This window comes from Kitasatospora sp. NPDC051164, from assembly GCF_044455625.1.
GTDB lineage: Bacteria > Actinomycetota > Actinomycetes > Streptomycetales > Streptomycetaceae > Kitasatospora.
Map to the genome: position 1 here is coordinate 100111 of NZ_JBITFB010000009.1, position 25140 is coordinate 125250.

The following is a 25140-nucleotide window of genomic DNA, read 5'->3' on the forward strand; positions in this document are numbered from 1 at the left end:
GCCCTGTCCCCCGATCGCCGGAATATGCCGGAAGCGCTTGCTGCGGTCCGTCCGTCCGCCCATCCTGAGGCGTATTCGTGTCGCGGCCGGTGCGCGACCGACGGGTCGGCGCGGACGAGTGGGCGCGGGTGGACGGACCGGGCGATCGCCCGGGTGCGGCTCGGGTGGCGCCGGGCGGAGTGCGAGGGCCCGTCGGCCGGTCGATCCGGCCCGATCGGGACTTAGGCCGAACTGCGAGTGCAGGTGGTGGAGCGGTGCAGGTTCTTCAGGTACAGCTTGCGGTGCAGGCGGACCCCGCCGAGGTCGGCCGGGCTCGTCGGTGGGTGCGCTCGCGGCTGTTGAACCACGGGGTGGACCCGGACGCGCCGATGGCGGAGACGGTGGTGCTGGTGGTCTCGGAGCTGGTGACCAACGCCGTGGTGCACACCGGCTGTCCGGCCGTGCTGCGGCTCTGCCTGCCGGTGACCGAGAACCCCGAGGAGGAGGCCCGGGCGGCCGGCCCGCTGCGGGTGGAGGTCGCCGACGCGAGCCAGGCCGCCCCGGCGCCGCGGCACGCCGGGCCGGACGAGGACGCGACCAACGGGCGCGGCCTGGAGCTGGTCGAGCTGCTCTGCGAGCGCTGGGGCTGGTACCCGGACGGCTCGGGCAAGCGGGTCTGGTGCGAGATCGGTTCCGACGCCCGGCCGGCCGATCCGCTGGCCGACGTGGACTGGGCGGCTTTGGCGCAATAGCGGCTTCCCCGGCGGCCCGGGAAGCGTGGCGATCACGGGGGCGATCACCGCTGCCGATCACCGTTGGCGATCACCGGCCGAAAGGTGACGCAACCATTCCGAATTTCGGACTACCCATTGACGTGACGTATCCGACTGATCACGCTTGGGTGCGGCTCTCCGTTGCGAGGGGACGCCGAGGGGTCGTCCGTCCACCGCCGCGGTGCCGCTGTCCAGGGGGATCGTGTCAGCGAGGGGGCCGCGGACTGTCGGTCACGGGCCGCTCCTCGGCGAGTGCGGAGGCCACGGCGCGGGTTCAGGGCCCGCGCATCGCGATTGGATGGCGGCGTGCCGTGCCGCGCTCGGGGTGCGCTCGGCCTGCCGCCATCCAATACGCCACCGGGGAGCGGCGGAATCCGGCCACTCGTCGGTGTTGCACGACCGCCGGAATCCGAGGACCTACCCGAGGACCTGTCCGAGGACCTCCCGGGGCGCCGCGCGGAAGGTGCGCCGGTAGGCGCTCGGCGCCACGTCGAGCCGGCCGCGCAGTTGCAGCCGCAGTGAGGCGGCGGTGCCGAAGCCGGACTCCCGGGCGATCTGGTCGATCGTCAGATCGGTGCGTTCCAGCAGCTGGCGGGCCCGCTCGGTGCGCTGGGTGGTGATCCACTGGCCCGGGCTGGCGCCGGTCTCCTCGCGGAAGCGCCGGGTGAAGGTCCGGACGCTCATGCCCGCCCGGTCGGCGAGCCGGCGCAGCGCGAGCGGCTGGTCCAGGTGCTCCAGCGCCCATGCGCGCACCGCGGCGGTGCCGTGGCCGTCGGCGTCCACCGGGCTCGGGGCCTCCACGTACTGTTTCTGGCCGCCCTCGCGCCACGGCGGCACCAGGCAGTTGCGGGCCACCGCGTTGGCCACCGCGCTGCCGTGGTCGCGGCGCACCACGTGCAGGCAGAGGTCCACCCCGGCGGCGACCCCGCCGGAGGTGAGGATGTCGCCGTCGTCGGTGTAGAGCACGTCGGGGTCGAGCCGCACCCGGGGGAACAGCCGGGCGAAGCGCTCGGTGTAGCGCCAGTGGGTGGTGGCCGGGCGGCCGTCCAGCAGTCCGGCGGCGGCCAGGATGAAGGAGCCGGTGCAGATCGACATCAGCCGGGTGCCGGGCCGGATCCGGGCCAGGGCGGCGGCGATCGTCGGGGTGAAGCAGGCGTCGGCGACCGCGGGGCCGGAGTCGGCGGAGGCCGGGATCACCACCGTGTCGGCCCGCGCCAGGAGTTCGGGCCCGTGGTCGACGGCGACCCGGAAGTCGGCGCTGGTGGCGACCGGCCGCCCGTCCAGGGTGCAGGTGGCGACCTCGTAGAGCGCCTGCCCGGCCGGGTCCTTGGCGCCGCCGAAGATACGGGCCGGGATGCCGAGTTCGAAGGCGATCACGCCCTCCAGGGCGAGTACCGCGACCAGGTGCGCCATGTCGTCCCCTCAGGTGTCGGTGGGTCCGGGTCAGCGTACGCGGGGCTATGGCCCGATTCTTGCGAAAGCTGTCATTCAGGCCACTCGTCCGGGCCGCGGCGGCCCGGAACACTCCTCGTGTGACCGAACGCAGCACCCTCACCCCCGTACCCGCCCCCGATCCGACCGCCCCCGATCCGGTTGGCGGGCCCGCACCGACCGAGCGCCCCCGGGTGCACTACGCCTGGGTGGTGGCCGGCGTCGCCCTGCTCGTCCTGCTCGGCTCGGCCGGCTTCCGGTCCACGCCGAGCCTGATGATGGACGCCCTGCACAACGAGTTCGGCTGGTCGCTCGGGACGATCTCCCTCGCCACCTCCGTCAACCTGACCCTCTACGGCCTCACCGCCCCCTTCGCCGCCGCCCTGATGGACCGGTTCGGGGTGCGCCTGGTGGTGGTCTGCGCGCTGCTGACCATCTCGGTCGGCTCCGGGCTCACCATGCTGATGCGCGAGCCCTGGCAACTGGTGCTCTGCTGGGGCGTGCTGGTCGGCCTCGGCAGCGGCTCGATGGCCGGCGCCTTCGCCACCACCATCACCGGCCGCTGGTTCCGGGACCGCCAGGGCCTGGTCACCGGTGTGCTGACCGCCGCCGGTGCGGCCGGCAACCTGGTCTTCCTGCCGGTCGGCGCCTGGCTGGTCGAACAGCACGGCTGGCGTTCGGCCGTGGTCGTGGTCTCGCTCGCCGCCAGCGCCGTCGCCGTCCCGGTCCTGCTGCTGATGCGCGAGCGGCCCGCCGACCTCGGCCTGCTCCCGTACGGCGCGACCGAGGAGCCGCCCCCGCCGGTCACCGACGGCCGCGCGCTGGCCCGCTCGGTGCGGGTGCTGCGCGATGCCGCCCGCACCCGGGCGTTCTGGCTGCTGGCCGGCTCCTTCGCGATCTGCGGCGCCACCACCGCCGGCCTGGTCGGCACCCACTTCATCCCGGCCGCGCACGACCACGGCATGCCGGTCACCACCGCCGCGAGCCTGCTCGCCCTGATCGGCGTCTTCGACGTGCTCGGCACGATCTTCAGCGGCTGGCTCACCGACCGGGTCGACTCCCGGGTGCTGCTGACGGTCTACTACGGGCTGCGCGGCCTGTCCCTGCTCCTGCTGCCGCAGCTGCTGGCCGGCTCGCTGCACCCGCCGATCCTCGCCTTCGTGGTCTTCTACGGCCTCGACTGGGTCGCCACCGTGCCGCCGACCGTCGCGCTGTGCCGCCGGAACTTCGGCGAGGACGCCCCGATCGTCTTCGGCTGGGTGCTGGCCAGCCACCAGATCGGCGCGGCGGTCGTCGCCGGACTGGCCGGCCTGGCCCGCGACGCGCTCGGGAACTACGACCTGACCTGGTACGGCGCCGGCGGGCTGTGTGCGGTCGCGGTCGGGCTCTGCCTGGCCCTGCGCACCGGACGGACCGACCGGGCGGTACCGGTCCTCCCGTAGGACTATCGGGCCGGAGAACTAGGCTCCGCCTCATGGCGCTCACCTTCACCCTGGACCCGAAGCTCGACCCCGACCTGCGGACGGACATGGTCCGGCTCTGGACCGACGTCACCAACGCCGGCGGCGCGGTCGGCTTCGTGGCGCCGGTCACCGAGGACGAGGTGTGGGACACCGCCGACCGCCAGTTCGCCGAGGTCGGGCCGGACGGCCCGGACCGGCTGCTGGCCGCGCACGACGGCGACACCGGCCGGCTGGTGGGCGTGCTGTTCTTCCAGTCGATGCGCTTCGGCCCCATGGAGCACTGGCGGATGCTCAAGCGGGTCATGGTGCACCCCGGCTGCCAGGGCCGCGGCTACGGCGCCGAGCTGCTCGCCGAGGCCGAGCGGATCGCCAGGCAGTGGGGCCTGCAGTCGCTGCGGCTCACCGCGCGCGGCGGTCTGGGGCTGGAGCGCTTCTACGCCCGCAGTGGCTACCGCGAGGTCGGCCGGGTGCCGGCCGCGATCCGGGTCGCCCCCGGGGACGACCGCGACGACATCACGATGTGGCTCGACCTGCGCCGACCCGCCACGGACGGGTGAGAACAGCCGGGGCGGGTGACCCATGCCCTACGCCGGCCGTCAGGCATGCTTGACTGGAGGACCGCCCCCGCCCGGCCCGCCCCCGCGCAACGAGAAGGATGTGTCCCAGTGAGCAGCACCGGCCCGGAGAAGTCGCACGCCACGCTCCGCTACACCTCCATGCGGGTCAGCATCTTCCTCGGCTGCCTGCTGGTGGCCCTGCTGCTCGGTCACTTCCGGGTCATCCCGGTCAGCGGCGAGGCGGGCATGATCTTCCTGTTCCTGCTGGCTGCGGTCGCCTCCGCGCCGCTCAGCTACGCGCTGCTGAGCAGGCAGCGCGACGAGATGTCCGCGCAGATCAGCGGCAAGGTCTCCGGGATGCGCAGCCGTACCGCCGAGCGGATCGCCGCGCAGAACGCCGAGGAGGACGCCGCCGACGACGCCGCCCGCGCGGCGACCGCCGGGCAGAGCTGACCCCGGCCACACTCTCGACCGCCGACCCCGCCGCAGCCGCCGTGCCCGCCACCCCAGACTCCGCGCCGCCCGGGCAGCAGCCTGGGCGGCGGTCCGGCCAGCTGTCCGATCAGCCGTCCGGTCACGCGCCTGATCAGGTGCCCGCAGAGAGTGCGCTCGGGACCTGGCCGGCCCCCGTCCGTCGGCCCACCGGGCGGGACGTGGCCCGGCTCGCCGGGGTCTCCCAGGCCACCGTGTCGCTGGTCTTCTCCGGTGCCGAGGCCGGCCGCCGGGTCTCCGAGGCCACCCGGCAGCGGGTCCGCGAGGCCGCCCGCAGCCTCGGCTACCGTCCGCAGGCGGCCGGCCGGCAGCTGCGGCTGGGCCGCAGCGGGATGATCCTGCTCGCGGTGCCGAACCTCCAGGGCCCGTTCTTCGGCCGGGTGCTGGAGGGCGTCCACCAGGAGGCCGGCCGTAACGGCCTGGCGGTCGTGGTCAGTTCGGGCTGGGGCAGCGCCACCCTCGCCGAGGCCGCCACCGCCGGCCGCTTCGACGGCCTGCTGATCTGCTCCCCGGACGACAGCCAGCTCGGCGAGCTGCCCGCCGACACCCCCGCCGTCTTCCTGGACGCCGACCCGGGCACCGACCGCGCCCGTCCGACCGTCGAGCTCGACGTGGCCGGCGGGATGCGCGCCGCCGTCGAGCACCTGGCCGCCCTCGGGCACCGCCGGATCGGCCGGCTGCGCTCCACCCACGCCGCGTACACCTTCCGGGTGCGGCAGGCCGCCTTCGAGCGGGCGGTACGGGAACTCGGCCTGGACGTCGTGGAGTTGGGCGTGAGCCTGAACGAGGGGCACCGGGCCGCGCGGACCGTGGCGGACCGGCTGCTGGCCCGGGCGGACCGGCCGCACGCGGTGATCTGCGACGACGACGTGGTCGCCTCCGGGGTCTACCAGGCCGCCGCCGAGCTGGGGTTGCGGGTGCCGGAGGACCTGTCCGTGGTCGGCATGGACAACGTCGCGGTGTCAGCGCTGCTCGCCCCGCCGCTGACCACCGTCGACCTGCCCGGCGAGGAGCTGGGCCGGGCGGGCGCGGCCGCGCTGGCGGGCCTGCTGCGCGGGGAGCGGGTGGAGCCGGTGGCGCCGCTGGCCACCTCGCTGGTGCTGCGGGCCTCGACCGCGTCGGCCTGGCCCGTCGCCACCTGACCCACTTGACCTACCTGACGTACCCGACGTACCTGACCTGACGTCACCAGTGCATCCATCTTGTCGGATTAGTCTGAACAGGCGGTTACTGGTCGGTCCCTCTCGCGTCGCAGGCTCGGGAGAAACGGCGGACGATGAGATTCCGCCATGCGGACGTCCCGACCACGAACCCCACGCCTGCCCAGAGCGGCCCGACTGTCCGCGGCCTTCGGCCTCTTCGCGGCCACCTGCTCACCGGCACCCTCACCGCCCCGCCCGCCGAGGCCGCCGTCACCTTCACCAAAGCGGTCGACAAGGCCAGGGTGGCGCCCGGCGAGAACGTCACCTACACCCTGCGCTACACCTGCTCGGTGACCGACTGCACCAACGGGCCGGATCACCGACACGCTCCCCGCCGGGATGGAGTTCGTCGGCTGGACCCCGGACGCGACCGTCGACATCGCCGTGGGGGTGGGCTCGGCCCACCGGGGTGGGCCTCAGCCCACCGGGACAGGCTGGGCCGGACGGGGCGCGGCGGGCACCGGGTGGAACCAGCGCCGGGCGCCGAGCAGCAGCAGTCCGCCGAGCGCGATCCCGCCCGCCGCGCACAGCGCGACCGGGCGCAGCGAGTCCTCGGCCAGGTTGCCGGAGACCGCGTAGCCGAGCGAGTTGCCGGTGGCGAACAGCGTCACCAGCCAGGCGAAGGCCTCGGTGACGGTGCCGGTCGGCGCGAGCTCGGCGACCAGGACGAACGCCGCCGCGAGCAGGGGCGCCAGCATGACCCCGGACAGGAAGGCCAGCGCGGCCATCGGGTACGGCCCGGGCAGGGCGACCAGCGGCAGGTAGGAGGCGGCCATCGCGAGCGCCATCACCCAGGTGCGGGTGGCGGTGGTCTGGCGCCACTTGACCGCGCCGTAGGCGAGCGCGCCGAGCAGTCCGCCGAGCGCGGCCAGCGCCAGCAGGGTGCCCGCGCCGCCCGGGAGCGCGCCGGTGTGGTGCTCGGCGTAGGCGATGAACAGCACGTTCTGTGCGCCGACCGCCCAGCCGGCCCCGGCCAGTCCGACCAGCAGCAGCACCAGGCCGGGGGAGCGCAGCGGTCCGAGCAGTCCGGCGCAGTGCTCGCGGACCGGGGCGCGCCAGGCCTTGGCCGGTGCGGCGGTGGCCACGATCAGCGCGCCGGCCAGGCCCAGCCCGGCGGCCACCCAGAGCGCGACCACCGGGCTGAACAGGCCGGCGATCCCGGCGACGGCCAGCGGCCCGGCGACGTAGAGGATCTGCTGGGAGGCGGAGTCGAAGGCGTAGGCGGTGTCGAGCTGCTCCTCCTCGACGACGTCCGGCCAGAGCGAGCGCAGGCAGGGCTCCAGCGGGGGCATGGCGAGGCCGGCGATCGCGGCGCCGACGGGAGCGGCGAGCGGGGAGCCGGGGGCGAGGGCGAGCAGGGCGTACCCGCCGCCGGCCACCGCGGCCGCGACGAGCAGGACGCGCGGCTGCCCGGTGCGGTCCACGATCCGTCCGAGCACCGGCCCGCCGACGGCCGCCGAGATCGCGTACGCGGCGGTGGCCAGCCCGATCCGCCCGTACGGCGCGCCGGCCTCGCGCAAGGCGAGGGCGATCACCAGGGCGGTCATGCCGGCGGGCAGGCGGCCGAGCAGGGTGCCGAGGAGCAGGCGGGTGACGTGGGGGGCGCGGAGCAGGGCGAGGTAGCCCATCGGCGTCTTCTCCGGTCTGGGCAGGCGGGGGCGGGGACGTCGTCAAAGTTATACGTATAACTACTCGGCGGTCAATCGGACCGCCATTCGGGGCTGATGGGGCATCAGTCTCGTTCGTGTCCGGAGTGCGGGTCCGGCGTGGGGTGTGAGGGGGAGGGGGTTGGGCGCTATCTCAAACAAGTACTTTGAACATCTCAAACCTTTACTGCTAACGTATCGGCCATGTCAGCCTCAGACGCACTGCGGATGCACGGCCCGGGCCCGCTGCCCGGCGCCGCCCGCCCGTGCGCTCTGACCGGTGCTGTGGACAGCCCGCGCCGTTGTCGCGCCATGAGCTGTACTGCCCTGAGCTGTACGTCCCCGAGCTGTATCGCGGCGGCACGCCCCTGACCGGGGGCCCGACCCCTTCCCGTCCGGCCCCGCGCCGTGCCGCCTGCTCCACCCCACACCTCATCGTCAGCAACGCCCTCCCCCGGAGACGCTCCCCCATGTCCACAGCGCCCGAGGCGACCTCGTCGCCGTCCGTGCTCGCCCGTATCCGCAAGACACCGTTCTGGGTGCAGATCGTCGCCGGCCTCGTGCTCGGCGTCGGCCTCGGCTACCTGGCCCGGGCCGCCGACATCTCCTGGCTGGCCACCACCCTGGAGACCATCGGCAAGATCTTCGTCCAGCTGCTCAAGCTGGCCGTCCCGCCGCTGGTGTTCACCGCGATCGTGGTGAGCGTCGCCAACCTGCGCAACGTCACCAACGCGGCCCGGCTGGCCACCCGCACGCTGCTCTGGTTCATGATCACCTCGCTGATCGCGGTCGGCATCGGCCTGGGCCTGGGCCTGCTGACCAACCCCGGCAAGGGCACCAACCTCAAGACCGAGGGCCTCAAGGCGCTCGACTCCAAGGGCACCTGGATCGACTTCCTGACCGGGATCTTCCCGACCAACATCGTCGACGCCTTCGCCAAGGTCAACGTGCTGCAGATCGTCTTCATGGCGGTCGTGGTCGGCGCGGCGATCATCAAGCTCGGCGCCAAGGCCGAGCCGGTCCTCAAGCTCAGCGAGTCCGTGCTCGAGCTGACCCAGACCGCACTGTGGTGGGTCATCCGGCTCTCCCCGCTCGGCACCCTCGGCCTGATCGGCAAGTCCGTCGCCAAGTACGGCTGGGACCTGCTCAAGCCCTTCGCCACGCTGACCCTCGACATCTACGTCGGCTGCGCGCTGGTCCTGTTCGTCGTCTACTCGCTGTTGCTGCGCTTCGCCGCCGGCCTCAACCCGCTGCACTTCTTCAAGGGCGCCTGGCCCGCGATCCAGCTGGCCTTCGTCTCGCGCTCCTCGGTCGGCACCCTGCCGGTGACCCGCCGCGTCACCGAGCGCCTCGGCGTCCCGAGCGAGTACGCGTCCTTCTCGGTGCCGTTCGGCGCCACCACCAAGATGGACGGCTGCGCCGCGATCTACCCGGCGATCGCCGCGATCTTCGTCGCCCAGGTCTACAACATCGAGCTCGGCATCAAGGACTACATCCTGATCGCGTTCGTCTCGGTGGTCGGCTCGGCCGCCACCGCGGGCCTCACCGGCGCGATCGTCATGCTGACGCTGACCCTGTCCACCCTGGGCCTGCCGCTGGAGGGCGTCGGCCTGCTGCTCGCCATCGACCCGATCCTGGACATGATGCGCACCGCGACCAACGTCGCCGGCCAGGTTCTGGTGCCGGTCGTGGTCGCCGCGCGGGAGAAGATCCTCGACGTCGCCGCGTACAACAACCCGCAGGGCGACCTGCTGGACGAGCCGGCCGGCGCCCCGGCGCAGGCCTCGGCCAAGGCTGCCGTCGCCGCCTGACGTTTCACGGCGCGCACGGCGCGCACGGCGTACCAACGGAAGGGCCCTTTCCCCGGGTGGGGAGAGGGCCCTTCCGCGTGCTCTGCTGCCTTTCGGGCCCGGCCCCAAAGGCAGGGGGCCCACCGAAAGGCGGGCCCCCTTGGGTACTGCTCTTGTGTGCTCATGGTGACGGCTGCCAGCCGTCGATGGACCCGTCGGGGTCCCGAGCGATCAGATCATCAGAGGATGGTCAGACAGCGGTGACGTTCTCCGCCTGCGGGCCCTTCGGACCCTGGGTGACGTCGAAGGTGACCGTCTGGTTCTCCTCCAGCGAACGGAAGCCGTTCGCGTTGATGGCGGAGTAGTGAACGAAGACGTCCGGGCCGCCGCCCTCCTGGGCGATGAAGCCGAAGCCCTTCTCAGCGTTGAACCACTTGACGGTTCCCGTGGCCATGCCGTTCTCCTTGCGATGCGTGTCGGGGGCCACACCGTGTGACGCCCGGTCCGCTGCGCTGATCGCCCTGCCTCCGGACGAGTCCGAAGTTTTTCGATATTGCTGAAAAACTACAAAAAGCCTGCGGTTACATGCTCCGCAGGCTTCAAGTACTGCAAGGGGAATCAAACTGCAACTGAGGGCAACGCTAGCATGCGGCAGCTGTGACGACCAGAGGTCACTTACGGCGCCGAGGAGGCGTGTCGGAAGGGCTGGAGCGGGCGTGGAAAGGGGCGTTGGGGACGTGTGAGGGCGTGTCGGGTGGCCGGTGCGAGCCGTCGTGAACGGCGGGCATACGCTGCGGGAAGGCGTACGAACAGCAAGGGAGCGGCGCAGTGGCAGCACCGGACGCACAAACACCGGACGCGCGAACGCGGGAGCCCCAGAACACCCCGGGCGGGGACAACACCCCGGTCAGGCCTCGGGTCGGCCATATTCAGTTCCTGAACTGCGTCCCCCTCTACTGGGGACTCGCCAGGACCGGCAATCTGCTCGATCTGGACCTCACCAAGGACACCCCGGAGAAGCTCAGCGACCAGCTCGTCGCCGGAGCCCTGGACATCGGTCCGATCACCTGCGTCGAGTACCTGCGCAACGCCGACGACCTGCTGGTCCTGCCCGACATCGCCGTCGGCAGCGACGGCCCGGTGATGTCCTGCCTGATCGTGAGCAAGGTGCCGCTCGCCGACCTCGACGGCCGCCGGGTCGCCCTCGGCTCCACCAGCCGCACCTCGGTCCGGCTCGCCCGACTGCTCCTGGAGGAGCGCGAGGGCGTGCACCCGGACTACTTCAGCTGCCCGCCGGACCTCAGCGCGATGCTCGTCGAAGCCGACGCCGCCGTCCTGATCGGCGACCCGGCACTGCGCGCCTACCTCGGGCAGGCCGCCGACCTCGGGCTGACCGTCCACGACCTCGGCGAGATGTGGAAGGAGTGGACCGGCCTGCCGTTCGTCTTCGCGGTCTGGGCGGTGCGCCGCGAGTTCGCCCAGCGCTGCCCGGAGCTGACCGCGGCCGTGCACCGGGCCTTCCTGGAGTCCCGCGACCTGTCGCTGGTGGAGGCCGCCAAGGTCGCCGAGCAGGCCGCCCGTTGGGAGACCTTCGAGGCGGACGTACTGGAGCGGTACTTCAGCGAGGCGCTCGACTTCTCCCTCGGCGAGCGGCAGTTGGCCGGCGTCGCCGACTTCGCCCGACGGGTCGCGCACGACAGCGGCTTCGCGCCGGACGTGGCGGTGCGGCTGCTGGAGCCGGCCCGGCTGCCGGTGGGGTGAGGAGTCGGCCCGGCCGCCGAAGGGCTGAGGAGTCGGTGGGCTGAGCGGGCGCTCCCGGGCGCGGGTGCGCGGTGTCCGAACCGTGACGAGAACGGGGTCCCCCCGGGGAACCCGGCCGGTACGGTTCGGCACGGGCAGTGAGCCCGCCGAGGGGAGCGTGCAGGATGCAGCCGCTGGAACCGGACGATCCGCGCGAGGTGGGCGACTACCGGTTACTGGGGCGGCTCGGGGCCGGCGGCATGGGCCGGGTCTACCTCGGGCGGACGGCGGGCGGACGCACCGTGGCCGTCAAGACGGTCCGCCGGGAACTCGCCGTGGACGCCCGGTTCCGCGCCCGCTTCCGGCAGGAGGTGGACGCCGCCCGCAAGGTCGGTGGGGAGTGGACGGCGCCCGTACTGGACGCGGACACCGAGAGCGCCCAGCCCTGGGTGGCCACCGGCTACGTCGCCGGCCCCTCGCTGGGGGCCGCCGTCCGGGAGTTCGGGCCGCTGCCCGAGCCGACCGTACGAGCCCTCGGTGTCGGGCTGGCCGAGGCGCTGGCCCACGTGCACGGGCTCGGTCTGGTGCACCGGGACGTCAAACCGTCCAACGTGCTGCTCACCCTCGACGGCCCCCGGCTGATCGACTTCGGCATCACCCGCGCACTGGACGGGACCAGCAGTCTCACCGGGACCGGCAACGCGATCGGCTCGCCCGGCTTCATGTCACCGGAGCAGGCGCGGGGAGAGAAGGTCGGGGCGGCCACCGACGTGTTCTCGCTCGGCGCGGTGCTCGCGTACGCGGCGAGCGGGACGCTCCCCTTCGGGCGGGAAGCGGTGCCGGCGGTGATGGTCTACCGGATGGTGTACGAGTACCCGGAACTGTCCGGGACGAGCGAATCGCTGCGCTGGATCCTGCTCGACTGCCTGGCCAAGGACCCGGATGCCCGCCCGACGCCCCGGCGGCTAGGTGCCTGGCTGGACGACGACAGGACGGTGGCCGCGCGGCTGGAACAGGGCGAGTGGCTGCCCGCCGGGCTCGCGGCGGCGGTGGGGCGCAGTGCGGTCCAGCTGCTGGACCTTGACGCGGAAGGGGGCCCCGCGGGGTCCGCGGCGGGCGGGCCGGTGCCGCCGCGGCCGGCGGGAAGGCCTTCGGCGGGGAAGCGTTCGGCGGGGGCCGCCGCGGCGCCGCCGACTTCGCCGCCTCCGCCGCTGCGGCCCTCCGCGCCGCCGAAGCCTTCCTCGGCGCCTTCCTCAGCGCCTCCCAACGCGTCGTCGTTCGTGCCGCCGTCGGCCGGGGCGGCCGCGCCCCCGGGATTCGGGCCGCCGCCGAGGACGGTGCCGATGCGGGGCCCGCGCCGGGGCAGGCGGCGTCGGTGGGTGGTGCCGGTGGTCGTGCTGGTCGTGCTGGTCGTGCTGGCCCTGGCCGTGGTCGGCACGGTGTTCCTGCGGTTCCTGGCGGCCGAGGCCGACCGGACGACCGCCTCCGGCGACCACACGGCGCCGCCGCTGGTCGCGCCGCTGGTCGCGCCGACGGTTCCCGGCGCCGTCGGGCGGAACCTCGTACCGGCGGCGTTCCTCGGCACCTGGCGCGGCGATGTCAGCGTGGTCGGCGGCGGCGTCATCGGCGTCATCACCGTCGCTGTCGGCCAGGGCGGGATCGGGGACGAGAGCACCACGACCCGGATCGACGGCCCCACCGGGCCGGTGTGCGAAGGCGCCTGGACGCTTCGGCTGGTCTCGGCGACGAAAGTCGTGTACACCTCGCGGCTGGTGGCCACGTCGAGCGCCGGGGCGTGCCAGAACGTCGCCGTCCCCCGCATGCTCACCCTCCTGCCGGACGGCACCCTCCGCTACGACATCACCGACGGCACCACCACGACACAGGCCGGCGTGTTGCGGAAAGCGGGCTGACGCGGGCGGCGGAATCCGCTGGCGTAGGCTGGTTCGGCCGTACCCGGACGCCCCGTTGTCCGTGTCGGCGGCGCAGGCAGCAGCACCACCCGAGCGCCACCCGCGTACCACCCGAGTAGAGAGAAGGCCGTCAGGTGACCGAGCTCGCAGCGACCACCCTCGATGCGTCCAGCACCGACCTGCAGGCCGTGCTCGACCGGGCCGCCGCCGGCGGCCGGATCACTCCGGAAGAGGCGCTGGAGCTCTACCGCTCGGCGCCGCTGCACGCGCTCGGCTCCGCCGCCGACGCGGTGCGCCGCCGCCGCTACGCCGGTACCGAGCACATCGCGACGTACATCATCGAGCGGAACATCAACTACACCAACGTCTGCGTGACGGCGTGCAAGTTCTGCGCCTTCTACGTGCCGCCGAAGAGCGACAAGGGCTGGTCCCGCGAGCTCGACGAGATCCTGCGCCGCTGCGCCGAGACCGTCGAGCTGGGCGGCACCCAGATCATGTTCCAGGGCGGCCACCACCCGGACTACGGCGTGGAGTACTACGAGCGCGCGTTCTCGGCGATCAAGGCCGACTTCCCGCAGCTGGTGATCCACTCGCTGGGCGCCTCCGAGGTCGAGCACATGTCCCGGATCTCCGGCGTCTCCATCGAGGAGGCGATCACCCGGATCCACAAGGCGGGCCTGGACTCCTTCGCCGGCGCCGGCGCCGAGCTGCTGCCGGAGCGTCCGCGCAAGGCGATCGCCCCGCTGAAGGAGTCCGGCGAGCGCTGGCTGGAGATCATGGAGGCCGCCCACGGCCTCGGCGTGGAGTCCACCTCCACCATGCTGATGGGCACCGGCGAGACCAACGCCGAGCGGATCGAGCACCTGCGGATGATCCGCGACGTGCAGGACCGCACCGGCGGCTTCCGGGCCTTCATCCCCTACACCTACCAGCCGCAGAACAACCACCTGAAGGGCTCGACCCAGGCCACCGTCTTCGAGTACCTGCGGATGATCGCCATTGCCCGCCTGTTCCTCGACAACATCGCCCACATCCAGGGCTCCTGGCTCACCACCGGCAAGGAAGCGGGCCAGCTGTCCCTGCACTACGGCGCGGACGACCTCGGCTCGGTCATGCTGGAGGAGAACGTCGTCTCGGCGGCCGGTGCCAAGCACCGCTCCAACCTCACCGAGCTGATCCACCTGATCCGGGCCGCCGACCGCGTCCCGGCGCAGCGCTCGACCACGTACGAGCACCTGCGGGTGCTGGTCGACCCGGCCGACGACCCGGTCGACCCGCGGGTCGCCTCGCACATCGCCTCCACGGCGATCGAGGGCGGCACGGCGCACCCCGAACTGAAGATCCTGAACAACAACTGAGGATGCTCCCCCCGCCGTGCTGACCCTGCACCGGGCCGCGTTCGTGCTGCCCGACCCGGCCGATCCCGCCGCCCCGTCCATCGCGGACGGGGCGGTGGTGGTGCGTGGCGAGCACGTCGAGGCGGTCGGGCCGTACGAGGATCTGGTGGCGGCCCACCCGGGCGCGCGGGTACGGGACTGGGGCTCGGCGCTGCTCGCGCCCGGGCTGCGCAACCCGTACGGGCACTGGCTGTTGGAGCGGGCCTACCACCCGGATCCGCGGGAGGAGATCGGCGTCGAGCCGGTGGCGGACGGGTTGGTCGGATCCACGGACGAGGTGCGGTGCGGGGCGAGCGCGCGGCGCGGGCTGCAGCGGATGCTCGGGTTCGGGGTGACGGCGGTGGCCGGGCCGTTCGAACGGGCGTCGGTGCGGACGGCGGTGGCGCGGTCCGGGCTGGCGGGGCTGCCGGGTTCCTCGGGTTCCTCGGGTGTTTCGAGCGGTGCCGGTGCGGGGCCGTTGGATCCGCTGGCCGTGCTGCCGTTCGCGGAGGCCGTGTACGGGCGGGTGGCGGCCGGGGGCCGGGCGGACTTCGCGGTGTTCGCGGTCTCGGCCTCGGTCTCGGTCTCGGCAGGGGTCCCGACTGTGGTCGCGGCTGTGGTCCCGGCGGCGGGGGAGGGGCGTGCCGAGCCGGTGGCGGGCGGGTGCCTGGCCACGGTGCTGGGCGGGCGGTTGGTGTACCGGCGGCGCTGAGCCGGTCCGGCGGGGGCCTTCGGGGGGAGCTGCGGGCGTCGGCGGCGCCAGTGTGACGTACTCGTCAGTAGTCGGATTTCCTTGCGGCACAACGGACTTTCTTCGTGTGCACCCGAACTCCGGCGCCGGTGACGGGGAGTGATTGTCCCTTCGCCGTGACCTGAGGGCCCGCCAGCGGATACGATCCCGGACAGCTCACATCCGCACCCGCACCACATCACCGCCCGTGCCCGCGGGCGGCGGGGCCGCGTCCCCGGTCCCGAAGGCAAGCCAGGACAGGAACCATGCGAACCGCGACCGTTCCCCCGCCGCGCGTCCCGCGGTTGGGCCGTGGTTGGTACCTCGCCGCCCTGCTCAGCGCCGTGCTGGCCGTCAGCATGTGCCTGCTGGGTTGGCGTCAGGCCGACCAGGCCGACCGGATCGAGGCGCACCCGGTGAGAGTCGAGGGCGTCGTCACCCAGCTCCCGACCGGCGGCGGCACCTACAGCGCTGTCAGCTACCGGGTCGGCGGGCAGCCGCACACCGCGGCCGCGCTGCCGCTCGCGGACGGCATCAAGATCGGCGACCCGGTCTGCCTGGAGCACGCGGCCGACGACGCGGGCGCGGTGCGGATCTGCGGCGACACCTACCCGCAGCCAGTCGGCGTGGGCCTGGCCCGGTTCAGCGTGCCGGTCGCCGTGGTGCTCTTCGTGATCTGCGTGCTGCGCATCTGGCGCTACCGGAAGGCCGTCGCGATCCGCGCCGGGCAGGGGCGGCTGGCCGCCAACCTCGCCCTGGCGACGGAGGCGCTGGCGGACGGGATGCCCGCGATAACGCACGGCAAGCGCTCCCGCCGGAAGCGGCGCGCGGGCGGGCGGCGCGGGCAGCACTGAGGGAGCGGCTCGGCGGCCGGTGGGTGCGCCCCGTCGGACGCGGGGTGACCCTCGGCGGCCCGTCGGCGACCCGTCGGGGACCTGTTGGTGACCCGCTGGTGCGCCCCGTCGGAGGCCCGTCGGCACGCCCCGTTGGTCGGGGTGTCCGTGGAAGGGTGAACAATGGGGGCGTGACCCGAGCCTCTCTGGACAAGCAGCCGCACGAAGTCGCCGCCATGTTCGACGACGTCGCGGCCAAGTACGACCGCACCAACGACGTGCTCTCCCTCGGCCAGGCCCGCGCCTGGCGCCGGGCGGTGGCCGAGGCGGTGGCCGCCGGACCGGGGGACCTCGTGCTCGACCTCGGGGCCGGCACCGGTACCTCCTCGCTGCCCTTCGTCGAGGCCGGGGCCCAGGTCGTCCCGTGCGACTTCTCGGTCGGCATGCTCACCGAGGGCAAGGCCCGCCACCCCGAGCTGGCGCTCACCGCCGGGGACGCCACCCGGCTGCCGTTCGCCGACGGCACCTTCGACTCGGTGACGATCTCCTTCGCGCTGCGCAACGTCCAGGACACCGACGAGGCGCTGCGCGAGATGCTGCGGGTCACCAAGCCCGGCGGCAAGCTGGTGATCTGCGAGTTCTCCACGCCGACCTGGACGCCGTTCCGGACGGTCTACACCGAGTACCTGATGCGCGCGCTGCCGCCGGTCGCCACGGCCGTCAGCAGCAACCCGGAGGCGTACGTCTACCTCGCCGAGTCCATCCGGAGCTGGCCGGACCAGCCGGGCCTGGCCGCCAAGCTGCAGGAGAGCGGCTGGTCGAAGGTCGCCTGGCGGAACCTCACCGGCGGGATCGTCGCGCTGCACCGGGCGTACAAGACCGCGTAGTCGCCGGGGCCGGGCGGTCGGTCGGCCGGGACGGTGTCGCGGCCGCGCTCCCGGGGCGCGGGCGCTTCCGGCGGCGTGAGCGGAACTAGACTGCCGGAGACAAAAGCCGCCGTCCCCCGCCGCAGCTCCAGGAGTGTGTCCACGTGTCCGAGACCGCAGCCGATCTGACGAAGCCGGACGCCCCGGTGGAGAGCACGGCCGACGTCATCGTGGTCGGCGCGGGCCCGGCCGGATCCACCACCGCCTACTACCTGGCCCAGGCCGGGCTGGACGTGCTGCTGCTGGAGAAGACCGCCTTCCCCCGCGAGAAGGTCTGCGGCGACGGCCTCACCCCGCGCGCCACCAAGCAGCTGGTGGACATGGGCATCGACGTCTCCACCGAGAACGGCTGGCTGCACAACAAGGGCCTGCGCATCATCGGCGGCGGCGTCCGCCTCGAGCTGGACTGGCCCGAGCTGTCCTCCTTCCCCGACTACGGCCTGGTCCGCAAGCGCGCCGACTTCGACGAGCTGCTGGCCCGTCAGGCCGAGAAGGCCGGCGCGCGGCTCTACGAGCGCTGCAACGTCAGCGGGCCGGTCCTGGACGAGCGCACCGGGCGGATCGTCGGCGTCACCGCCAAGCTCGGCGACGAGAAGCGGCCGGTCACCTTCCGCGCCCCGCTGGTGGTCGCCGCCGACGGCAACTCGACCAGGCTCTCGCTCGCCATGGGCCTGCACCGGCGCGAGGACCGCCCGATGGGCGTCGCCTACCGCACCTACTTCACCTCGCCGCGCCACGACGACGACTACCTGGAGTCCTGGCTGGAGCTGTGGGACACCCGCGAGGGGCAGCGCAAGCTGCTGCCCGGCTACGGCTGGGTCTTCGGCATGGGCGACGGCACCTCCAACGTCGGCCTCGGCATCCTCAACTCCTCGCCGGCCTTCGGCGAACTGGACTGGCGCGAGGTGCTCAAGGCCTGGTGCGCCGGCATGCCGGAGGAGTGGGGCTGCACCCCCGACAACATGACCGAGCCGATCCGCGGCGCCGCGCTGCCGATGGCCTTCAACCGGCAGCCGCACTACACCCGCGGCCTGCTGCTCGTCGGCGACGCGGGCGGCATGGTCAACCCGTTCAACGGCGAGGGCATCGCCTATGCGATGGAATCCGGCCAGATCGCCGCCGGGGTCATCGTGCAGGCCCTCGCCCGGGTCACCGACGGCGGCCGGGAGCGCGCCCTCCACGCCTACCCGCGCACCCTCAAGGACGTGTACGGCGGCTACTACACGCTGGGCCGCGCCTTCGTGAAGCTCATCGGTAACCCGAAGGTGATGCAGATCGCCGCCCAGCGCGGCCTCACCCACCCGATGCTGATGCGCTTCACCCTCAAGCTGCTCGCCAACCTGACCGACCCGCAGGGCGGCGACGCGATGGACCGCGTCATCAACGGGCTCGCCCGGGTCGCGCCGAACGCCTAGGCCGGCATGCGGCGCCGAGCCGCTAGCCCGGCTCCGCCGCCGTCTCCGGGGGCCCGTCGACCGGGCGCCGGGAGGCGGCGGAGCGCTGTTCGACGTAGGCCAGCCGGTCGGCGAAGACCCGGGCTGCGTCGGGGGTGAGCGTCCGCAGGGCGACGAGGGCGGTGAAGACGACGTCGCAGAGCTCGTGCTGGACGTCCTCCCAGCTGTGGGTCACCCCCTTGCGCGGGTTCTGGCCGGTGGCGCCGATCACGGCCGCGCCGACCTCGCCGACCTCCTCGGAGAGCTTGAGGATTCGCAGCAGGCGCTCCTCCTGGGGCGACTGCGTGCTCTGCCCGTCCAGCCATGCGACCAGGTGGTCGACGCTCTCCCAGATCCGGCTGTCCATGCGGCGCTGCTCCCCTGCGGTGTGGTTGGTGCTGCCACCGTACGGGAGCGGCGCGGTGCGGTGCGGCGGTCGGTCGGCGCGACGGTCGGGTCGGCGGGCGGTCGGCGGCGGGCCGGGGTCGCCCCGGGTCGGCCCGGGCTGCCCGGCCCGCCTTCGGTCAGCGGGTGCTGAGCTTCACGTGGCGGATGTTCACGGGGAGGTTGGGAAAGCCGTCGCCGGGGTTGTTCTGGTCGTCCTCGCCGCCGGCGGCGATCTTTTGCAGGACGTCCAGGCCCGCCGTGATCCGGCCGAACGGGGTGTAGGCAGGGGAGAGCTTGGTGTCCTTCCAGACAAAGAAGAACTGGCTGCCGTTGGTGTTCGGGCCGGCGTTGGCCATGGCGACGGTGCCGGCCGGGTAGGTGGCGCCGGTCAGGTTCTCGTCCGGGAAGGAGTAGCCGGGCCCGCCGCTGCCCGTCCCGGTCGGGTCGCCGCACTGCAGGACGTAGATCCGCTGGGTGGTGAGGCGGTGGCAGTGGCTGCGGTCGAAGTAGTCGTGCTCGGCGAGGAAGCGGAACGAGAAGGTGGTGCAGGGTGCCTTGTCGGTCAGCGCCTCGAAGGTGATCGCGCCCTGGCTGGTCCGCAGCGTCGCGCGGTAGGGCTGGGCCGCCTTCTTCGCGTCGAAGACCGGGATTCCCTTGAAATTGTCGGCCGGTACGGCCGGTGTGTAGGTGCAGCCGGCGGTGGGTGTGGTGGCCGCGGGGGCGGAGGTGCCCGCGACGGCGGTGCCGGTGCTCGCCACGAGCGGGAGGACGGTGGCGGCGGCGACCAGCGCCCAGTGCGTGCGCTTCACGTGACGGGCCTTCCGGGGGGTGGTGGACGGCTGGATTGTCATGGAGGAATCATCCACGGCAGGGTGGGGATGCGGTAGGGGGCGGGACGGCCGTGGTTCCCCGGGGCCCGGGGGGTGTGATGGGCGGTCAGATGGGCCTGGGGGGTGGAGATTCCGTCGGTGCTGTCGCGCTCGATGGCGGTCGTGCTACGGGTGTTGCCGGTGTGACGAGTGTTGCCTATGTTGCCGGTGGGGCGAGGGTGGGCGGGGTGGCGGCGGTGGCCGGGCCGGCGGAGTCCTCCTCGGCGGAGGTGAAGAGCCCGGCGCGGGCGGCGAGGGCGGCGGCGTCGGCGGCCCGCTCGGCCGTGCGGGCGTCCAGTGGCTCGCCGGAGACGAACAGGCGGTAGTAGAGCGGGGCGGTGGCGGCCCGGACCACCTCGGCGCCGTCCGTTCCGGCAGGCAACTCGCCGCGGGTGACCGCCCGTTCGGCCACCTCGGCGGCCTGTCGGTGGCGGGCGGCGAAGAAGGCGCGCAGGGCGGCCGCGCCGGTGTCGGAGCGCTGGGCCGCGGAGATCAGTGCGGTGGGCGTGGGGCCCAGCTCCGGGTCGGTGAAGACGCTGAACACCTCCTGGGTGATCCGTCGGAGGTCCTGTCGGAGGTCGCCGGTGTCGGGCAGCGGCCAGGGCTGGTCGGCGGAGGCGGTCAGGGCATCGGCGACCAGCCCGTCCACGCCGCCCCACCGTCGATACAGGGTCGCCTTGTGGACGCCGGAGCGGGTAGCGACCGCCTCGACGGTGAGGCCGTCGTACCCCTTCTCCGTGACCTCGGCGAGCGTGGCGGTGACCACGTCCGCCCGGACCCGTGCGCTGCGGCCGCCCGGGCGGGGGGCGCGGGCATGGGGTGGCTGCTCGGGGTGGGTGGCTCCGGTCAAAGTCGACTCCAGTCGCATTAAGGCTTGCTGCGGGGGTGGTGGCGTGCCATGCTCATCGTAATGCGACTCTAGTCGCATTACGAGAGGAGCCTGAGTGACTGCGACCGCCATCCCCGATTCCACCGTGCTCCACCCGCTCACCGGCCACGATCGTGTCGTCCTGTTGCGACCGCTCGTGACCGACCCGCGGATCGAGGTCGGCGAGTACACCTACTTCGACGACCCCGACGGCGCCACCCGCTTCGAGGAGCGCAACGTCCTCTATGCGTACGGCCCCGAGCGCCTGGTGATCGGGAAGTACTGCGCGATCGCCACCGGGACCCGCTTCCTGATGGCCGGTGCCGCCCACCCGACCATCGGCGTCTCCACCTTCCCCTTCACGATGTTCGGCGGCAGCTGGACCGAGCGGACTCTCGACATCGTCACGGACCTGCCCAGCCGGGGCGACACCGTGATCGGCAACGATGTCTGGTTCGGCTTCGGGGCCACCGTGCTGCCCGGAGTCCGGATCGGCGACGGCGCGATCGTCGCGGCAGGTGCGATGGTCACCGCCGACGTCGAGCCCTACACCATCGTCGGCGGCAACCCCGCTCGGCCGATCAGGCGGCGCTTCGACGACGCCGACATCGAGTGCTTGCTCCGCGCGGCCTGGTGGGACTGGCCGGTCGAGCTCGTCACCGAGCACGTGCGCGTCATCATGTCCGGAACGCCGACCGACATCGAGGCGATCGCCGTGGCGAACGGACTGATCGACGGCTGACCATCCGGTGTCCGGAACGACATTGATCACCGGCCGTCCGGTGAGCGAGGATGGCGGCCCCTCGTTTCCGCGCAGTGCCCCGTCCACCGCCGGGCCTTCCGCCCGGCTCCTGGGTCCGTCCGACGCCGTACGGTCCTCGCGCCCGTCGGTTCCGTTCGCTCGGAGGGATCCTCGTCATGCCTGCCTCCCAGTCCAAGGACTCCTCCCCCTCGGTCCTTCGTGATCTTCCGGTGCTGCTCGTGGCGGTGGTGTGGGGGTCGAGCTTCCTCGCCGTCCAGCGGGTGGCCGAGCCGGGGACCGTCGTGGCGATGCTCGTCCTGCGCTTCGGGCTGGTGCTGCCGCTGCTCGGGGTGGTCGCCTGGCGGGCTCTGCGGAGGCTGAGCCGTGCCGAGTGGCTCGGCGGCGCCGCACTGGGACTGGTGCTCAGCGGGATCTTCCTGCTGGAGACCTACGGAGCTGTGCACACCTCCGCGACCAACGCCGGGCTGATCATCAGCCTCGCGATGGTGCTCACCCCGCTCGGCGAGAGCGCCCTCGGCCGGACCGCACCACCGCGGGCCTTCCTGGGGGCCGCCGGGCTGGCCGTCCTCGGCGTCGCCCTGCTCACCGGCGACGGCGGGCTGCGCGCTCCCTCGCTCGGTGATCTGCTGGTGCTGGGTGCCGCCCTCGTCCGCTCGGCGTACGTCCTCGCCATGGCCCGCGCCCGGACTCTGCGCGACACCGACATGCTCGCCGTGACCTGGGTGCAACTCGCCACGGCCACCGGAGTGTTCGCCGTCGTCGCGCTGTCCGTGGGGCCGGCGCCGTGGACTGTGGCCCGCTCGTACGGGGCCGGCCAGTGGGCCTGGCTGCTGCACCTGTCCTTGTTCTGCACGCTGTTCGCCTTCTTCGTCCAGATGTGGGCCGTGCGGGCCACTTCGCCCTCCCGCGTCAGCCTGCTGCTCGGCACCGAACCGCTGTGGGCCGCCGTCTTCGGGATCACCCTGGCCGGGAACCGGATGGGCCCGCTCGCCCTGGTCGGCGGAGCCCTGGTGCTGGTCGCCACCGAGTGGGGCCGTCGCACCGCTCCCGCGCCGCGCCCGGCCCGGGCAGAGGGCGGGGCAGGTGCCGGGGCGGATCCGGGGGCGGACGCAGGGGCCGGAGAGCAGAAGCGGGAGCCGGCCCCGGCGTGATCCGTGGTCGTGGTCACCGGCGCCGCCGCAGCGTCCGGCGGGCGTAGTCGAGGGTGACCGCGCCGAGCAGCGGGCCCCAGGCGACCAGGGGCAGGTAGGCGAGGGTCATCACCACGGCGGCGAAGCCGCGCGGCGAATCCGGCTCGGCCAGGTTGTGGGCCCAGCCGCCGAACAGCGCCTCCATGCCGAGGAAGGTGAGCAGCGCCGAGCCCAGCAGCGCCGGGACGATCGCGGCGAGCGGCCGGACCCGTCGACCGCCGATCAGTGGGATCCAGCCGGGTGCCGCCAGGCCCCAGGGGCGGACCAGGCCGACGGTCAGGAAGGCCAGTGTCTCGGCCAGGGCGCTCAGCGCCACGCAGTAGACGGTGCCCCAACCCGGCTGGTGCGCGTCGAAGGCCGCGGCCGTGGCCCCGGTGAAGCCGACCGGGACGCCGAAGCCGAAGGCGATCCGCCACACCCCCGAGGGGACGGTGCTCAAGGCGGCGGCCTTGGCTGCCAGCTGGGCCCAGCGCGGGGCGTCCGGGACGCCCGGGGCGGGCGGGGCGTCCTGGATGTCCGGTACGGCCGGGTCGGTCTGGCGGGCGGTGCCCCGAGAGTTGATCACGAGCTTCGACATGGTGGACTCCCATCCTGTCCGGCCCCATCGGCCGGTGCGATGACTCAAGACTCGAGGTCCGACAGGGGTCCGCGGCAGTGCCGATCGGGCTGTTCTCCCTGCTCAACCGGCCTGTGAAATATGCCGATCGGCACAAGCGCACCGCCCGGACCGCGTCGTAATGTGACGGCAGTCGATGAGAGGTGGTGACGATGATTCAGGTGCTGTCGCTGGTCGTCCCGGTCCTGCTGGTGCCGGCCTGGATGGTCCGCGAGCGCCACGGCACGGCCGCCGTGACGACCGTGCTCGGTGCGGTGTCGGCGACGGTCTCGGTCGTCGTCTGGGTCACCGGCCACTGGACGGAGGCGGCGCGTTGGACCGGGCTGGTCGGCCTGGTCGAACTGGCCGGGCTGCTGCTGGCGGTGGTCCTCAGCCTGCGCGCCGAGGACGGCCCGCGGTGCGCGGCGGCGGCCTGGACGGCGGGCGGAGCGGTGGCCCTCTGGCCGTCCCGGTTCGATGGGCCCGCCGACGCGCTCACGCTCTTCGGCTTCGGATCGACGCTGTCCCTGCCGGCCGTGCTGATCGGGCTCTACCTGCGCGGCCTGGACGACGGCCGGGCCCGCGCGGTGGCCGAGGCCAAACGTGCCCAGCGGCTCGAACTGGCCCACGACCTACACGACTTCGTCGCGCACGACGTCAGCGGCATGGTCGCCCAGGCCCAGGCGGGGGCGTATCTGGCGGCCATCGACCCGGCGCGGGCGGCCGAGATGTTCGAGCGGATAGAGCAGGCCGGGCAGCGGGCGCTGGCCTCGCTGGACCGGACGGTGCAACTGCTGCGCAGCGAGGAGGCGGCCGGTCGCGGTCCGCAGCCCGGTCTCGCCGAACTCGCGCAGGTGGCCGATCGGTTCACCGCCTCGGGCGGCGCCGAGGTCCGGGTGGAGTTGCCGGAGGGGCTGGTGCCGCGTGAGGTGGAGGGCACCGTGCACCGGATCGTGGTCGAGTCCCTGACCAACGTCCGGCGGCACGCTCCGGCCGCCCGAGTGGTCGAGGTCCGGGCCCGTCAGAGCGACGGACGGCTGGAGTTGACCGTGACGGACGATGGCGGGCCGCCGGCCCCGGGCGGGCGGCCGCGTGGCGGCGGCGGGAGCGGGCTCCCTGGGCTGGCGGCCCGGGTGGAAGCCCTCGGCGGCTCGCTGGAGGCCGGTCCGTACGAGCGGAAGGGCTGGCGGGTGACGGCGGTGCTGCCGCTGGACGCGACTGTCGGCGGGCCGGAACGATCACAGAGGCCGACGCGGGTCGGCATGGGGGAGGTGCGGGGATGAGCAGTGGCACGGGGCCGGTTCGGATCCTGATCGCGGACGACCAGGCGGACGTCCGTAGCGCGTTCCGGATGATCCTGGACGTCCAGCCGGACATGACGGTGGTGGCCGAGGCGGCGGACGGTGCCGCGGCGGTGGAGGAGGCGAGGAGGCTGCGGCCGGACGTGGTGCTCGCGGACATCCGGATGCCGAAGCTGGATGGTCTGGAGGTCACCCGGCAGTTGGCCGGCCAGTGCAAGGTGATCGTGGTGACCACCTTCGACCTGGACGAGTACGTGCACACGGCGCTGCGGCACGGAGCGGCGGGATTCCTGCTGAAGCGCTCGGGGCCGGTGTTGCTGATCGAGGCGATCAGGGCGGCGATGGCCGGGGACGCGTTGATCAGCCCGCAGGTCACCGTGCGGCTCCTGCGGCACATGGCACTTCCGGGCGCGGAGCCGAAGCCCGGGCCGGTGGCCGGTGCGCGGACGGCGGGGCCGCTGGTGGCCGGCCCGGTGGAGGAACTGACCGCGCGGGAAAGGGAGATCGCCGAGCAGGTGGCGGACGGGGCGACCAACGCGGAGATCGGTGCGGGGCTGTTCATCTCCCCGGGGACGGTGAAGAACCACCTCGCCAGCGTCCAGCGCAAGCTCGGTGCCCGTAACCGGGTGGGCATCGCGGCCTGGGTGTGGGAGCAGGCGGCCGGCAAGAGGTAGCCGACGGACGCCGACTGCGCGCGCTTGTGAACGAAGGGTCAAGCGGGCGTTCGGCCCCCCGCCACCCCTGCGAGTGAGCCGCTATAACACGTCAACATGGCGCCCTGAAATTTGCTCGCGTCGGCGCATAGTTGATATAGGAATACGCCCCTGACCAGCCCCTTCACAAGTAAATGCGACTGGTTGTGATCATTTGACTCCTTTGCGTT

At 73.1% G+C, this 25140-nt stretch carries 24 protein-coding genes; 17 read left to right on the plus strand and 7 right to left on the minus strand.

The genetic code is table 11. From position 1 onward, the window contains the following. The first annotated feature begins 254 nt into the window (after positions 1–254). A complete protein-coding gene (locus ACIBEC_RS15550) occupies positions 255–731 on the plus strand; it encodes an ATP-binding protein (protein WP_360494571.1) in 477 nt (158 codons plus the stop codon). 438 nt (positions 732–1169) lie between these two features. Here ACIBEC_RS15550 and ACIBEC_RS15555 read toward each other — a convergent pair whose 3' ends face one another. Then, complete coding sequence (locus tag ACIBEC_RS15555) at positions 1170–2165, minus strand: helix-turn-helix domain-containing protein (RefSeq protein WP_360494568.1); 996 nt, start codon at positions 2163–2165, stop codon at positions 1170–1172. A gap of 119 nt (positions 2166–2284) precedes the next feature. Between ACIBEC_RS15555 and ACIBEC_RS15560 the strand changes: the two genes are divergently transcribed. From ACIBEC_RS15560 to ACIBEC_RS15575, 4 genes are all read left to right on the plus strand, one after another. After that, positions 2285–3625, plus strand: coding sequence for an MFS transporter (locus tag ACIBEC_RS15560; protein WP_360494565.1), 1341 nt, complete (start codon positions 2285–2287; stop codon positions 3623–3625). A gap of 32 nt (positions 3626–3657) precedes the next feature. Further along, positions 3658–4203 (plus strand): GNAT family N-acetyltransferase, encoded by a 546-nt coding sequence (locus ACIBEC_RS15565; protein ID WP_360494562.1) that lies wholly within the window; start codon positions 3658–3660, stop codon positions 4201–4203. 108 nt (positions 4204–4311) lie between these two features. Then, positions 4312–4656: a DUF4229 domain-containing protein gene (locus ACIBEC_RS15570; RefSeq protein WP_360494559.1), complete on the plus strand. Its 345-nt coding sequence runs from the start codon at positions 4312–4314 to the stop codon at positions 4654–4656. A gap of 137 nt (positions 4657–4793) precedes the next feature. Next, a complete protein-coding gene (locus ACIBEC_RS15575) occupies positions 4794–5837 on the plus strand; it encodes a LacI family DNA-binding transcriptional regulator (RefSeq protein WP_360494556.1) in 1044 nt (347 codons plus the stop codon). A 476-nt stretch (positions 5838–6313) separates the two neighbouring features. Here ACIBEC_RS15575 and ACIBEC_RS15580 read toward each other — a convergent pair whose 3' ends face one another. Beyond that, positions 6314–7525, minus strand: a complete 1212-nt coding sequence (locus ACIBEC_RS15580) for an MFS transporter (RefSeq protein WP_360494553.1) — start codon at positions 7523–7525, stop codon at positions 6314–6316. A 488-nt stretch (positions 7526–8013) separates the two neighbouring features. Between ACIBEC_RS15580 and ACIBEC_RS15585 the strand changes: the two genes are divergently transcribed. Continuing rightward, positions 8014–9354: a dicarboxylate/amino acid:cation symporter gene (locus ACIBEC_RS15585; protein ID WP_360494550.1), complete on the plus strand. Its 1341-nt coding sequence runs from the start codon at positions 8014–8016 to the stop codon at positions 9352–9354. A 229-nt stretch (positions 9355–9583) separates the two neighbouring features. Here the strand turns inward: ACIBEC_RS15585 and ACIBEC_RS15590 are convergent, their stop codons facing one another. Beyond that, positions 9584–9787 carry a cold-shock protein gene (locus ACIBEC_RS15590; protein WP_097236595.1) on the minus strand — a complete coding sequence of 68 codons (204 nt, stop codon included), beginning with the start codon at positions 9785–9787 and terminating at the stop codon, positions 9584–9586. Between the two features lie 374 nt (positions 9788–10161). Between ACIBEC_RS15590 and ACIBEC_RS15595 the strand changes: the two genes are divergently transcribed. From ACIBEC_RS15595 to ACIBEC_RS15625, 7 genes are all read left to right on the plus strand, one after another. Beyond that, on the plus strand, positions 10162–11094 hold the full coding sequence (locus ACIBEC_RS15595) for a menaquinone biosynthetic enzyme MqnA/MqnD family protein (RefSeq protein ID WP_396287943.1): 933 nt from the start codon (positions 10162–10164) through the stop codon (positions 11092–11094). 164 nt (positions 11095–11258) lie between these two features. After that, entirely contained in the window at positions 11259–12986 is a 1728-nt protein-coding gene (locus tag ACIBEC_RS15600) for a serine/threonine-protein kinase (protein ID WP_360494546.1), read from the plus strand. 134 nt (positions 12987–13120) lie between these two features. Continuing rightward, positions 13121–14344, plus strand: coding sequence for a cyclic dehypoxanthinyl futalosine synthase (gene mqnC, locus ACIBEC_RS15605; protein WP_360494543.1), 1224 nt, complete (start codon positions 13121–13123; stop codon positions 14342–14344). A gap of 16 nt (positions 14345–14360) precedes the next feature. Then, entirely contained in the window at positions 14361–15074 is a 714-nt protein-coding gene (locus tag ACIBEC_RS15610; RefSeq protein WP_360494540.1) for an imidazolonepropionase-like domain-containing protein, read from the plus strand. A 284-nt stretch (positions 15075–15358) separates the two neighbouring features. Further along, on the plus strand, positions 15359–15946 hold the full coding sequence (locus tag ACIBEC_RS15615) for a hypothetical protein (protein WP_360494537.1): 588 nt from the start codon (positions 15359–15361) through the stop codon (positions 15944–15946). A 170-nt stretch (positions 15947–16116) separates the two neighbouring features. Then, on the plus strand, positions 16117–16812 hold the full coding sequence (locus tag ACIBEC_RS15620; protein ID WP_360494534.1) for a demethylmenaquinone methyltransferase: 696 nt from the start codon (positions 16117–16119) through the stop codon (positions 16810–16812). Between the two features lie 143 nt (positions 16813–16955). Then, a complete protein-coding gene (locus tag ACIBEC_RS15625; protein ID WP_360494531.1) occupies positions 16956–18266 on the plus strand; it encodes a geranylgeranyl reductase family protein in 1311 nt (436 codons plus the stop codon). Positions 18267–18288: 22 nt separating this feature from the next. On the opposite strand, the gene ACIBEC_RS15630 is transcribed toward ACIBEC_RS15625, so the two are convergent. The 3 genes from ACIBEC_RS15630 to ACIBEC_RS15640 all read right to left on the minus strand — a co-directional run bounded on the left by ACIBEC_RS15630 (position 18289) and on the right by ACIBEC_RS15640 (position 20390). Then, positions 18289–18651 carry a MazG-like family protein gene (locus ACIBEC_RS15630; RefSeq protein WP_360494528.1) on the minus strand — a complete coding sequence of 121 codons (363 nt, stop codon included), beginning with the start codon at positions 18649–18651 and terminating at the stop codon, positions 18289–18291. A 157-nt stretch (positions 18652–18808) separates the two neighbouring features. After that, the gene (locus tag ACIBEC_RS15635; protein WP_360494525.1) at positions 18809–19522 is read right to left on the minus strand and encodes a peptidylprolyl isomerase; all 714 of its coding nucleotides are present in this window, start codon (positions 19520–19522) and stop codon (positions 18809–18811) included. Between the two features lie 175 nt (positions 19523–19697). Then, complete coding sequence (locus tag ACIBEC_RS15640; protein WP_360494522.1) at positions 19698–20390, minus strand: TetR/AcrR family transcriptional regulator; 693 nt, start codon at positions 20388–20390, stop codon at positions 19698–19700. 94 nt (positions 20391–20484) lie between these two features. Here ACIBEC_RS15640 and ACIBEC_RS15645 point away from each other — a divergent pair, with 94 nt between their 5' ends. Beyond that, positions 20485–21150 carry a CatB-related O-acetyltransferase gene (locus tag ACIBEC_RS15645; RefSeq protein ID WP_360494519.1) on the plus strand — a complete coding sequence of 222 codons (666 nt, stop codon included), beginning with the start codon at positions 20485–20487 and terminating at the stop codon, positions 21148–21150. A 176-nt stretch (positions 21151–21326) separates the two neighbouring features. Then, positions 21327–22322: a DMT family transporter gene (locus ACIBEC_RS15650; RefSeq protein ID WP_360494516.1), complete on the plus strand. Its 996-nt coding sequence runs from the start codon at positions 21327–21329 to the stop codon at positions 22320–22322. 13 nt (positions 22323–22335) lie between these two features. Here ACIBEC_RS15650 and ACIBEC_RS15655 read toward each other — a convergent pair whose 3' ends face one another. After that, positions 22336–22938 carry a hypothetical protein gene (locus tag ACIBEC_RS15655; RefSeq protein WP_360494513.1) on the minus strand — a complete coding sequence of 201 codons (603 nt, stop codon included), beginning with the start codon at positions 22936–22938 and terminating at the stop codon, positions 22336–22338. Positions 22939–23129: 191 nt separating this feature from the next. Here ACIBEC_RS15655 and ACIBEC_RS15660 point away from each other — a divergent pair, with 191 nt between their 5' ends. Then, positions 23130–24239 carry a histidine kinase gene (locus ACIBEC_RS15660; protein ID WP_360494823.1) on the plus strand — a complete coding sequence of 370 codons (1110 nt, stop codon included), beginning with the start codon at positions 23130–23132 and terminating at the stop codon, positions 24237–24239. Next, the gene (locus ACIBEC_RS15665; RefSeq protein WP_360494510.1) at positions 24236–24931 is read left to right on the plus strand and encodes a response regulator transcription factor; all 696 of its coding nucleotides are present in this window, start codon (positions 24236–24238) and stop codon (positions 24929–24931) included. Before ACIBEC_RS15660 ends, ACIBEC_RS15665 begins: the two co-directional genes overlap by 4 nt. Positions 24932–25140 lie beyond the last annotated feature (209 nt).

Coding starts and splice junctions, on each gene's coding strand:
- ACIBEC_RS15590 (WP_097236595.1), bottom strand. CDS start 9,787: ATGGCCACGGGAACCGTCAAGTGGTTCAACGCTGAGAAGGGCTTCGGC.
- ACIBEC_RS15580 (WP_360494553.1), bottom strand. CDS start 7,525: ATGGGCTACCTCGCCCTGCTCCGCGCCCCCCACGTCACCCGCCTGCTC.
- ACIBEC_RS15655 (WP_360494513.1), bottom strand. CDS start 22,938: ATGTCGAAGCTCGTGATCAACTCTCGGGGCACCGCCCGCCAGACCGAC.
- ACIBEC_RS15635 (WP_360494525.1), bottom strand. CDS start 19,522: ATGACAATCCAGCCGTCCACCACCCCCCGGAAGGCCCGTCACGTGAAG.
- ACIBEC_RS15555 (WP_360494568.1), bottom strand. CDS start 2,165: ATGGCGCACCTGGTCGCGGTACTCGCCCTGGAGGGCGTGATCGCCTTC.
- ACIBEC_RS15565 (WP_360494562.1), top strand. CDS start 3,658: ATGGCGCTCACCTTCACCCTGGACCCGAAGCTCGACCCCGACCTGCGG.
- ACIBEC_RS15600 (WP_360494546.1), top strand. CDS start 11,259: ATGCAGCCGCTGGAACCGGACGATCCGCGCGAGGTGGGCGACTACCGG.
- ACIBEC_RS15615 (WP_360494537.1), top strand. CDS start 15,359: ATGCGAACCGCGACCGTTCCCCCGCCGCGCGTCCCGCGGTTGGGCCGT.
- ACIBEC_RS15665 (WP_360494510.1), top strand. CDS start 24,236: ATGAGCAGTGGCACGGGGCCGGTTCGGATCCTGATCGCGGACGACCAG.
- ACIBEC_RS15630 (WP_360494528.1), bottom strand. CDS start 18,651: ATGGACAGCCGGATCTGGGAGAGCGTCGACCACCTGGTCGCATGGCTG.
- ACIBEC_RS15650 (WP_360494516.1), top strand. CDS start 21,327: ATGCCTGCCTCCCAGTCCAAGGACTCCTCCCCCTCGGTCCTTCGTGAT.
- ACIBEC_RS15660 (WP_360494823.1), top strand. CDS start 23,130: ATGATTCAGGTGCTGTCGCTGGTCGTCCCGGTCCTGCTGGTGCCGGCC.
- ACIBEC_RS15585 (WP_360494550.1), top strand. CDS start 8,014: ATGTCCACAGCGCCCGAGGCGACCTCGTCGCCGTCCGTGCTCGCCCGT.